This is a genomic window from Mycobacterium sp. (assembly GCF_008709575.1).
Taxonomy (GTDB): domain Bacteria; phylum Actinomycetota; class Actinomycetes; order Mycobacteriales; family Mycobacteriaceae; genus Mycobacterium.
Window position 1 is genome coordinate 1 of the sequence record NZ_VYIK01000090.1, and the last position, 9724, is coordinate 9724.

The window sequence follows — 9724 nt, forward strand, 5'->3', positions numbered from 1 at the left end:
CTGGCCAAGCACGGCATCGATTTCGATGCCGCACCGTCCATTCGGTCGGATCCGCTCCGCATCGAGACGCCGAACTCGACCGCGAGGCAACCCGGCTATCGCTATCGAAGTCTGGATCACACCGCAGCGGCGTTGAAATTGCGTCTAGGGTCGTGAATCTGGGAAATGCGCAGCCCTGGATGCAATCTCAATACCGGTCGGGTTACCGACTGCGCTGATGAGGCAACTTTCATCCCTGCGACGCATCCCCGGACCCGCCGGGGCTGATCGCGGGATGTCCCACCGAGCACCCGGCCTGAACCAGGTCGGTGTGCAGGTGCTCGTCGATGGACCAGCCGATCACCCGTCGTGAGCAGCCATCGCGAACCGCACACAGGTACAGCCAGCCCTCAGCGGTGCCCAAATACGTGATGTCGCTGGTCCACACCCGGTTGAGGATCCCGGCGTCGAACCGGCGCGCCACCAGGTCTTTAGGCACCGCAGCATCCAGGTCGATCACCGTGGTGGCCGGCGCAAACCGCCGCCGTGGGTAGCGACGGGGGCACTGGTGCGACCGGCGGGACAGGTGGTGAAGCCACCGGCGCCGACGGCACCGGCGGTAACGGTGGCGGTGGCGGTGACGCCCCGTTCAGGGACGGGGCTGGCGGTGACGGCGGTGACGGGGGTGGGGTCGTCGGCGAGCATGGCCACGGTGGCGATGGCGGTGCCGGCGGCGACGTCGGTCCGGTCGGCACTCCAGGCAAAGGCGGGGCCGCTCCGGAGGGCACCCCCGGCTCCGCGGGGAAGGACGGCAAAGTCGTACCGATGTTCGGATACTGACAATAGTCGGCCGGACACTACCGGCCTCGTGGCGTGAGCTGGAGAATACCGGGCGAGTGGGCAACCAATTCAGCTGTCGGAATCGCCGCCGCCTCGGCCCATCAACTCCAAACCGGCCATCGCCGCCTCGGCACCGGCCTTGTCGGTCTTTTCCACCGCGAAACCCATATGGATGATCACCCAATCCCCCGGGGCGAACGTTTCCTCCGCAAGCATGCCGATGTTGACCTTGCGGTGCTCGCCGGCAACGTCGACCAGCGCCAGTTGCCCGTCATAGCCGTCGAGCAGCTGCACGACCTGACCCGGAATTCCCAGACACATCGTCACACCTCTTTCAGGCTGGCACCCTCGCGCAGCAGCGCGACCGCCGACTCGACGGCCGACACCGCGTCACCGACCGCCGCTTGCACGGCAGCGGACAGGCCGATACCGTCGCTGACGTCGGCGACTTCGCATCCCACCACGATCGTCCGGGGAGGGGTTCCGCCCAGGGCGCGAAGACTCCCGAAAACCGTCGCCGGGTCCATACCGTGTGCGTCGAGACTTGCGGGGCAATCCGGCCACCGGTGGTCGGCCTCGAAAACATGCACGGTCCCCGGGGCGCCCTGGTTGGGGACGGCGTCGACAAGTACCAGCGCGTCCCAGTCCTCGAGCAGGTCGTAGGCCAGGTGCATACCGGCGATGCCGTAGTCGGTGGCCCGCACCCCGTCTGCGTGCCCGGCGAGCCGCTCTACGACATGACGCAACACCTCGGGACCGAAGCCGTCGTCACCGAGGAAGATGTTGCCGATGCCGGCCACCAGGATGCGGGGCGCCATGAGCCGCCGAACTACATGTGCCGAATCCGAAGGTAACGCCGGGCATCGGGGAGCGACATCACGCCCAGTACCACTGCCGCCAGGACGAAAAGCGACAAGATGCCGATAAACACCCACCCTACGATCGCCATGTCGGACTCCTTTCCGTGCTGGTATTCTCACTGCCGGTATTGTCATTGTCGAGCGGTTCGACTTCATCGGGCGCGAAATATAAATAACGACCGTACCAGTCATGCAGATCGGCTGCCGGATCGTCGTCGACGACCACGCCCACATGCTGATTGCCGTCGACGTCTTCGTGCACCGAGGTGACCCGGGCGGTCTTGCCGGAGAAGAACAAATCCTGAGCGTCGGCCCGGCGGGCCGGATGCAGCCGTACTCGGCTGCCGCGTGCCACCCGTACCCCGTTGACCAACACCCCGTCGATGTCCGGGCGAACAGCATTGTCGGCCATCGGATCCCACCACTGCATTCCGTCGGGAACCTCCGGGATCAGACCGGGGCCGCCGGTGGATGGTTCTCGGTGCGGATCACGCAGCACTCCATGCAGGCGCTGCATGGCCTCCGGCGACATCGCGTCGCAGCGGTCGATGATCTCGGCGGCGCGGGGGTCGGTGGCGCGCGCCTCGGCTTTCTCCTCGTCGGTCATCGTCATCACTCGCAGCGTGAGGATTTCGTCGATCTCGGTGGCGTCGTAGAGCGCGCCCTCGCTCTGCTCGGCGACCTCGGGATGATCGTAGAGAATGATCGGCGATATCAGCAGCAGATCGAGATCGCCGGGTGCCCCGGCCAATACGGGGAAGCATCGATGCTGCCGGCAGCGAGCGGCGGCCCCGGCGGCGCGATCAGGGGGATCCAGCAGCGAAACGAAAGCACCGCCGGCAACTTCGGCGATGATGTGGGTGCCGATCAGCGACCGCGCGATCGCGTCGGTCTTGGTTTCCGCAGGGGCGCCGGTGTTGGCCAGCGTGCACGTGACCCGCTGCAGTCCGTCATCGTGCTGCACATCCACCGAGAGCACGGCATCCACCTGAGCCCGGGTGCGCACCAGCCGCCCCCCGGGAACAGGCTCGATATCGCTGCCCGGCGGCGCCGACACCGGAAGCGACCACTGCCCGGGCGGATCACCGATGTCGAACGGTCCGAACGATAGCTCGACTTCGACGGCTTCGTCCCAACTCAGCCAGGATCCGGACGGTGTCGTGAGCTCCTCAACCGGTTGGTAGCGCCGGCAGCCGATGTCACGTTCGGCACTGCGATGCTGCAGTTGCAGAAAACGCACCACCAGCGCGATGGCTCCGGCGCCGTCGACGAGGAATTGCGCAGAGAGCCGGTCATCCTCGCCGATCCCGGCTTCGGTTGCCCCGGGCGGCCCGAGGACTCCCCACTGCCACCGGGATTGGTTTTTACTCGATGTCCCCCGGTACGGGTAGAGCAGATAGCCTTCGTAGAGCACAGCGTCGGCGATAGTGCGGGCACGGTGCCAGTTCGCGCTCACCGGACCTCCTCGCGTGCTGCGTGTAGCAATTCGGTGACTGCTTCGTCGAGACTCAACAGTCCGCGCGCCGACTTGTACGCGGCCAGCGCTCCTACTGTGTCGTGGGCGAGGCGAACCCATCCACTGTTGGGGTAGTGCTGCGCGATCAGCTGATTCCACACCGAGACCGGCATGTCGTAGCGATCCTCGCAATCCCACGGCACCTGCTGCACCGAAAAACCGTTCTCGCCCGCGCTGATGACCGTTCCGCTGAAGAGGAACTGCAGCGGCACCGCACCGTCTCGCAGGGCATGCAAGTATTTGGCTGCGGTGACTTCGAAGTCGTAGGTGCATTCCAGCGCAAGCCCCGCTTCGGTGGTGCCGGTGAATCCGGGCACCAACGCCGCGCAGTGTTGCCACAGGAAGGTGTGCTGGCTGGTTGCCCAGCGTTCGCGCGGCCCGAACAGATCGAGCAGTCCAGCGGCTTCGTCGTCGGAGTACCCGCGCCGCACCGGATCTATGCGGACCTGGCAACGCAGCGCGATTGCGTGCACCGGATCGGCGTCGGGTGCTGTGACAGCGATCCGCGCGGTCAGTACCGGAGTGACCGCATACGGTTCGGCGGCCATGTCGACGACCCGAAACGACAGTCCGGTCATCGGCGGTGCTCCACACTGCGGGCCGCCAGCGACGCAAAGAAACGGTCGACGAACTCGCGGACCTCCTGCCCGCCGTCGAAACCACGCCACAGCTGGCGCAACCCGCCGACGAATTCGTAGCAGGCGTCGATGGGGACCAGATAGCACTGCGGCGCGGCGGCTTCATCCTCCTCGGACACCCGGACCAGCAGTGCCTCGACGTCGTCGGCCAGCAGGTGGACCCGCGGTTCTGCGTCGCAGACCGCGGTCCACGCATCGAGATCGAGTTGGGATTCGCAAGCGCCGGCCGGCCCGGGGTAGAACGCCACGGTGCGGCCCAGTGCCGAGTTGCGGAAGAAGAACGCCAGCCCGACCGGGATCTGCAGTGCCTCCCAGGTTCGGCGATCCAGCGCGAAGTCGGGGAAGGCGAGATAGCGGTCCGGCACCGCGCGGTAGCGCAACTCGGTGTGGCTGTCGGTGAACAACAGGTAGCAGCCGCGGCACACGCACATCAGTTGGCGCCCAGCCACATTCACCACGTGCTGGTGCTCGTCGGCAATGAGCTCGGCGCACATTTCGCAGCGCTGCCCGGTCGGCGCGGGCGTGGGCTGCTTGGCGGTGATGCGGGTCAGGATGTCGTAGGGAGTGCTCATGCGGGCGCGCCCATCGGCTCGGCCGGTACCGCGACGGACAGCACCCCGTCGCGCATCAGGAGCGGCACCGGCTCCAGGTGGCCCTGCGCGTCGTCGACGCTGACTCCGGCGTTCACGACGTCGAAACCGGCGCCGCAGCGGGGACATCGCAGCACCGCATCGTGCAGTTGCGCACCCGCCAGCGACCGTGCGCAGTCCGGGCAGCGGTCCCGATAGGCGTAGAGCTGGCCGCCGACCCGGCAGGCCAGCACCGTCACATCGCCGATGGCGAACCCGCCGACTTCGCCCGCGCCCAGCTCGGCCAGATCCGGCAGCGGATGCCAGCTGGCGGTGGCGGCACCGGAATGCACTCTGGCGAGCAGCTGCTGGGCCGGGATCACCGGCGCCGCCGGATCTTTGGCGGCCACCACTTCGATCGATGCGATCTCGGGCGCGGCGGCCCGGATGGCGTCCTCGACCGCCAACTCCAGCGTGACCGCCGACGACGGGCAGCTCTGACAGCTGCCGGCGAACTGCAACCGGACGGTGTCGCCGCTGACCTCGATCAGCTCCACGTCGCCGCCGTGCGAACCCAGATACGGCCGGACCCGGTCCAGGGCGTCTAAGACCCGGCGCCGCACGTCGTGCGGGTGCAGGCCGTGCACCAGCAGCAGGCTGGCCACCAGGTCGTCGGCGGCCAGGCGTTGCAGGATCGCGGGATCGTCGATCAGCGCAACGATGCGGGCCAGGCCCGCTCCGTAGAGATCGACTACCTCACGCACCAGCTGCTCGGCGCGCTCGCGTGCGGCGACGCCGCCGGTCGAGGTCGCGTCCAGCAGGGTCTGGATCCGATCGCCCGCTGTGCGCCAGTGCGCGTCCCCCGCTGCCTCCTCGGGGCGATCAGCCATGCATCACTCCCCGGTTGCCGTTTGAGTCGGCGAGTGCAGCCGCCGCACGGTTTTGCCCTTGCCCAGATACATGTGCACGCCGCAGGGCAGGCACGGGTCGAAGCTGCGCACCGTGCGCATGATGTCGATGCCCTTGAAGTGCTCGCGGTCGTTTTCCTCGAAGATGGGCTGTCCCTGCACAGCGTCCTCGTACGGGCCCGGCGTGCCGTAGACGTCACGCGGGTTGGCGTTCCACGGGGTGGGCGGGTACGGGTGGTAGTTGGCGATCTTGCCGTCGCGGATCACCAGGTGGTGACTCAAGACTCCGCGGACCGCCTCGGTGAACCCGCAACCGATGCCCTCGTCGGGAACGGTGAACTTCTCCCAGGTCTTGGTGCGGCCGGCCCGGATCTCCGCCAATGCTTTCTCGGCGAAGTACAGGCCGCAGGCCGCCGCGTAGGCCTGGAAGTACGTGCGCGCACGGTCGCGCTCGATGGTGTTGGACCCGTGCTGGGGAATCTTCCACTCGAATTCGACCGGACCCTTCAGCGCGGTCTTGGGCAGGTTGATCTGCACGGAATGCCCCGTGGACTTGACGTAGCCGATGTCGACCAGACCGGCCAGCGCGGTGGCCCACAGCCGGGCCAGCGGGCCTCCGCCGGTGTCCAGCGCCAGATGCTCCCCGTTGTGCAACCAGCGCGGGCTCATCACCCAGCTGTAGTTGCCGCCGTCCATATCCCGTTTTTGCGGGTGCGGGTTGGTGTGCTGGTTCCACGGGTGACGACGGTCGACCGGGTTGCCCAGCGGGTCGGTTTTGACGAACATCTCCTGGTCGGTCCAGTCGTCGTAATACGAGCTGCCCAAAAGGATCCGGATGCCCAGGTTGATGTCGACCAGCGAGTGGGTCACCAGCTTGCCGTCGACCACCACGCCGGGGGTGACGAACATGGCGTTGCCCCAACGCTCCATGTCCTTGTAGGCGAAGTTGCAGACCTCGGGGTCCTGGAAGGAGCCCCAGCAGCCCAACAGCGTGCGCCGCAGACCGACCTTCTCATAACCCGGGATCGCCTCGTAGAAGAAGTCGAACAGGTCGTCGTGCATGGGCACGACCTTCTTCATGAACTCGATGTAGCGCATCAGCCGGCTCATGTAGTCGGTCATCAGCTGAATGGTGGCCACGGTGCCCACTCCGCCGGGGTAGAGCGTGGACGGGTGCACGTGACGGCCTTCCATCAGGCAGAACATTTCCCGGGTGTAGCGCGAGACCTGCAGGGCTTCGCGGTAGAACTCCCCGGAGAACGGGTTGAGCGAGCGCATGATGTCGGCGATGGTCTTGTAGCCGTGCGCGCCGGCGTTAGGAGCCGGGGTGTTTTCGGCTTGCGCCAGCACCCCTGGATTGGTCTCTTTGACCATCTTCTCGCAGAAATCCACCCCGACGAGGTTTTCCTGGAAGATGTTGTGGTCGAACATGTACTCGGCGGCCTCGCCGAGGTTGACGATCCACTCGCCCAGATGCGGGGGCTTGACGCCGTAAGCCATGTTCTGCGCGTAGCACGAACAGGTGGCGTGGTTGTCGCCACAGATGCCGCAGATGCGGCTGGTAATGAAATGCGCGTCGCGGGGGTCCTTGCCCTTCATGAACAAGGAGTAACCGCGGAAGATCGACGACGTGGAATGGCACTCGACCACCTCACGATTCTCGAAGTCGATCTTGGTGTAGATGCCGAGGCTACCCACGATCCGGGTGATCGGGTCCCACGCCATTTCGACGAGCTGGCCCGGCCCCTTCTTGGTGTGGGAAGGCTCGGGGATGATCGTGGTCATCGAACGTCACTCTCTGTAGCGATGGGCATTACCAGGTGCGGCGGGCGCCGCTGGTCAATTGCGGGCCTTTCTTGCGCCAGCGCGGCTCCTTGTCGACGGTGCGTGCCGTGACGCCGCGCAAATTGCGGATCAACGAGCCGTACAGTCCGGATGCGGTGCTGGAGATCTTGCCGCCCGGCGGCTCGTCCATGAACGGCATGAACTTGTCCGGGAAGCCGGGCATGGTGCAGCCGATGCAGATGCCGCCGACGTTGGGGCAGCCGCCCACGCCGTTGAGCCAGCCCCGTTTGGGCACATTGCATTTGACAACCGGCCCCCAGCAGCCCAGCTTCACAATGCATTTCGGTGATCCGTACTCGGTGGCGAAATCGCCCTGCTCGTAGTAGCCGGCCCGGTCGCACCCCTCGTGCACGGTGGCGCCGAACAACCATTGCGGCCGCAGCGCGTCGTCAAGCGGGATCATCGGTGCCTGACCGGTAGCCATATACAGCAGGTAGGTCAGCGTCTCGGACAGGTTGTCCGGGTGGATCGGGCAACCCGGCACGCACACGATCGGGATGCCGGCCTTGCTCTTCCACTGCCAGCCCAGATAGTCCGGCACGCCCATCGCTCCGGTGGGGTTGCCGGCCATCGCGTGGATGCCGCCGTAGCAGGCGCAGGTCCCGACCGCGACCACCGCGGTCGCCTTGGGGGCCAGCCGGTCGAGCCACTCACTGGTCGTCATCGGCTGCCCGGTCGCCGGGTTGTTGCCGAACCCGCACCAATAGCCCTCGTTTTTGATCGCCTCGTTGGGAATCGAGCCTTCCACGACGAGCACGAACGGCTCCAGCTCGCCGCGGTCGGCTTTGAAGAACCACGCCAGGAAGTCGTCGGCTCCTCCGGTGGGTCCGCATTCGAAGTCGATCAGCGGCCAGTGCACGGCGACCTTAGGCAGCCCGGGCAGCGCACCAAGCGCGATCTCCTCGACGCTGGGCTGGGTGGCGGCAGTCAACGCCACCGAATCGCCGTCACAACTTAGACCCGCGTTGATCCACAACACGTGAATCAACGTTTCTTCTGCTTTGACTGCTGCCTGGGTCGTCATGATGCAGCTTTCCGGGGCCGGGCCCTATTCTGCTGCGCGGCCCCTGACGCCGCAGGAGTCGACCGTCGGCCCTCTTGCGCGGCGCTAGTTGTTCGGTCTACTCTCACCCGCTTGCGTTGTCAACGACTTCGCTTCGGCTACCAAAACCTTTCGTGCGCTTGTTACCAATGAGTATCGAATCGAACACAGGGTATTTCGCCGTGGGAGACAGCGTTGATCGACTGACGGAGTGGTCCGGCGGTCATGCAACTGACTTGCAATCAAGCGCCGGCCACGAATCGGCGCAACCAGCCGAACCAGGCCGACATCCCGGCCCCGGTGCGGGCACTGATCGGCAAGATCGCGACGGCCGGATTGACTTCGCGGACACGGCAGAGGTAGGAATCCACGTCGACGTCCAGGTGGGGGACGAGGTCGATTTTGTTCAGCAGCACCACATCGACGGCGCGGAACATCACCGGATACTTCAGTGGCTTGTCCTCCCCTTCGGTGACCGAGTAAACCATGGCCCTGGCGTGCTCGCCGACGTCGAACTCCGCCGGGCAGACCAGGTTTCCGACGTTTTCGATGATCACCAGGTCCAATTGGGACAAGTCGAGCCCGGCCAGCGCACGGTGAACCATCGGCGCGTCAAGGTGGCATTCTCCGCCGAACCCGTTGCCGGTGTTCAACAGCGAAATCTGCGCTCCACGGCCATCGAGGCGGGCGGCGTCGAGGTCGGTGGCGATATCACCTTCGACAACCCCGACACTGAACTCGCCGGCCAGCTCGTCGAGAGTGGCCGCCAGCACCGCCGTCTTACCCGAGCCGGGCGAGCTCATCAGATTAAGTGCCCGAACCCCGTTGCGGTCGAACGCCTCACGGTTGCAGTGTGCGCGGAGGTCGTTTTCGGCGAAGATCGCCTCCAGCACGTCGATGCGCTGCCGGCCGGTGGCGTAGCCGCTGTGGTCGCCGTGGTCGTGCGGCGTATCGCCGTGATCGTGACTGTGAGCTGTGCCGTCGTCGTGCCGGTGAAATCTGCCCATGGCTCTCCACTTTCCGTGCACCGCTTAGGAGACGTCCAGCGACGTCACCAGAAACTCGTCGCCGCGCAGCACCTGCACGTCGGCGCTGCCGCAGTGCGGACACAGCAGAGACCACTGCGAGGTGATCGTCGACTGCCGGTCGCAGGAGCGGCATCGCACCTCGGCGTCGACGAACTCCAGTTCCAGTTCGGCGTCGGGCATGTCCTCGGAATCGCGGACAAGCGTCCAGCAAAACGACAGTGACTCGGGGACCACTTGGCGCAACGCGCCGATCCTGACGCGGACCACGTCGACGTGCCGGCCGTCAGCGTAGGGTTTGACCACCCCGGCGATGGCCTGGCACAGCGACAGCTCGTGCATGTCTCCTCACCGCTTCGGCGCGGTGGCGGCTTCGCGGACCATGAGTTCCGTTCTACACCTGACCATCGGTCATCGTGGATGTCTTCGCTCGCGCGGCGCCGTCAACCGAGGTGCCTCAGCTAAAAGTGAGCGCGAAGCGGTGGTTGGTGCCTCACGCATG

The 9724-nt window shown here is 65.9% G+C and carries 11 protein-coding genes and 1 pseudogene; all 12 read right to left on the reverse strand.

Annotation, left to right across the window (positions count from 1 at the left end):
• Positions 1-295: 295 nt before the first annotated feature.
• A pseudogene (locus F6Q13_RS16025) lies at positions 296-469 on the reverse strand (DDE-type integrase/transposase/recombinase); the annotation flags it as partial.
• Positions 470-495: 26 nt separating this feature from the next.
• Complete coding sequence (locus F6Q13_RS16030; RefSeq protein ID WP_293058610.1) at positions 496-690, reverse strand: hypothetical protein; 195 nt, start codon at positions 688-690, stop codon at positions 496-498.
• Between the two features lie 198 nt (positions 691-888).
• Positions 889-1140, reverse strand: a complete 252-nt coding sequence (locus tag F6Q13_RS16035; protein ID WP_293058613.1) for a HypC/HybG/HupF family hydrogenase formation chaperone — start codon at positions 1138-1140, stop codon at positions 889-891.
• Positions 1141-1142: 2 nt separating this feature from the next.
• The gene (locus F6Q13_RS16040; protein ID WP_293058616.1) at positions 1143-1637 is read right to left on the reverse strand and encodes a hydrogenase maturation protease; all 495 of its coding nucleotides are present in this window, start codon (positions 1635-1637) and stop codon (positions 1143-1145) included.
• 118 nt (positions 1638-1755) lie between these two features.
• The gene (locus F6Q13_RS16045) at positions 1756-3135 is read right to left on the reverse strand and encodes a hypothetical protein (RefSeq protein WP_293058619.1); all 1380 of its coding nucleotides are present in this window, start codon (positions 3133-3135) and stop codon (positions 1756-1758) included.
• The gene (locus F6Q13_RS16050; RefSeq protein WP_293058622.1) at positions 3132-3773 is read right to left on the reverse strand and encodes a DUF6084 family protein; all 642 of its coding nucleotides are present in this window, start codon (positions 3771-3773) and stop codon (positions 3132-3134) included. The genes F6Q13_RS16045 and F6Q13_RS16050 overlap by 4 nt, the downstream gene beginning before the upstream one ends.
• The gene (locus F6Q13_RS16055; protein ID WP_293058625.1) at positions 3770-4405 is read right to left on the reverse strand and encodes a DUF5947 family protein; all 636 of its coding nucleotides are present in this window, start codon (positions 4403-4405) and stop codon (positions 3770-3772) included. The genes F6Q13_RS16050 and F6Q13_RS16055 overlap by 4 nt, the downstream gene beginning before the upstream one ends.
• Positions 4402-5292 (reverse strand): NifU family protein, encoded by an 891-nt coding sequence (locus F6Q13_RS16060; RefSeq protein WP_293058628.1) that lies wholly within the window; start codon positions 5290-5292, stop codon positions 4402-4404. Before F6Q13_RS16060 ends, F6Q13_RS16055 begins: the two co-directional genes overlap by 4 nt.
• 3 nt (positions 5293-5295) lie before the next feature.
• Entirely contained in the window at positions 5296-7095 is a 1800-nt protein-coding gene (locus F6Q13_RS16065; RefSeq protein ID WP_293058630.1) for a nickel-dependent hydrogenase large subunit, read from the reverse strand.
• A 28-nt stretch (positions 7096-7123) separates the two neighbouring features.
• Positions 7124-8179, reverse strand: coding sequence for a hydrogenase expression protein HypE (locus F6Q13_RS16070; protein ID WP_293058633.1), 1056 nt, complete (start codon positions 8177-8179; stop codon positions 7124-7126).
• A gap of 260 nt (positions 8180-8439) precedes the next feature.
• A complete protein-coding gene (gene hypB / locus F6Q13_RS16075; RefSeq protein ID WP_293058636.1) occupies positions 8440-9204 on the reverse strand; it encodes a hydrogenase nickel incorporation protein HypB in 765 nt (254 codons plus the stop codon).
• Between the two features lie 24 nt (positions 9205-9228).
• Positions 9229-9564 (reverse strand): hydrogenase maturation nickel metallochaperone HypA, encoded by a 336-nt coding sequence (locus F6Q13_RS16080; RefSeq protein ID WP_293058638.1) that lies wholly within the window; start codon positions 9562-9564, stop codon positions 9229-9231.
• Positions 9565-9724: the final 160 nt, after the last annotated feature.

What these genes read in the sequence shown, in the direction of transcription:
- F6Q13_RS16035 (WP_293058613.1), bottom strand. Translation starts at nt 1,140, where the DNA reads ATGTGTCTGGGAATTCCGGGTCAGGTCGTGCAGCTGCTCGACGGCTAT.
- F6Q13_RS16040 (WP_293058616.1), bottom strand. Translation starts at nt 1,637, where the DNA reads ATGGCGCCCCGCATCCTGGTGGCCGGCATCGGCAACATCTTCCTCGGT.
- F6Q13_RS16050 (WP_293058622.1), bottom strand. Translation starts at nt 3,773, where the DNA reads ATGACCGGACTGTCGTTTCGGGTCGTCGACATGGCCGCCGAACCGTAT.
- F6Q13_RS16055 (WP_293058625.1), bottom strand. Translation starts at nt 4,405, where the DNA reads ATGAGCACTCCCTACGACATCCTGACCCGCATCACCGCCAAGCAGCCC.
- F6Q13_RS16060 (WP_293058628.1), bottom strand. Translation starts at nt 5,292, where the DNA reads ATGGCTGATCGCCCCGAGGAGGCAGCGGGGGACGCGCACTGGCGCACA.
- F6Q13_RS16065 (WP_293058630.1), bottom strand. Translation starts at nt 7,095, where the DNA reads ATGACCACGATCATCCCCGAGCCTTCCCACACCAAGAAGGGGCCGGGC.
- F6Q13_RS16070 (WP_293058633.1), bottom strand. Translation starts at nt 8,179, where the DNA reads ATGACGACCCAGGCAGCAGTCAAAGCAGAAGAAACGTTGATTCACGTG.
- hypB (WP_293058636.1), bottom strand. Translation starts at nt 9,204, where the DNA reads ATGGGCAGATTTCACCGGCACGACGACGGCACAGCTCACAGTCACGAT.
- F6Q13_RS16080 (WP_293058638.1), bottom strand. Translation starts at nt 9,564, where the DNA reads ATGCACGAGCTGTCGCTGTGCCAGGCCATCGCCGGGGTGGTCAAACCC.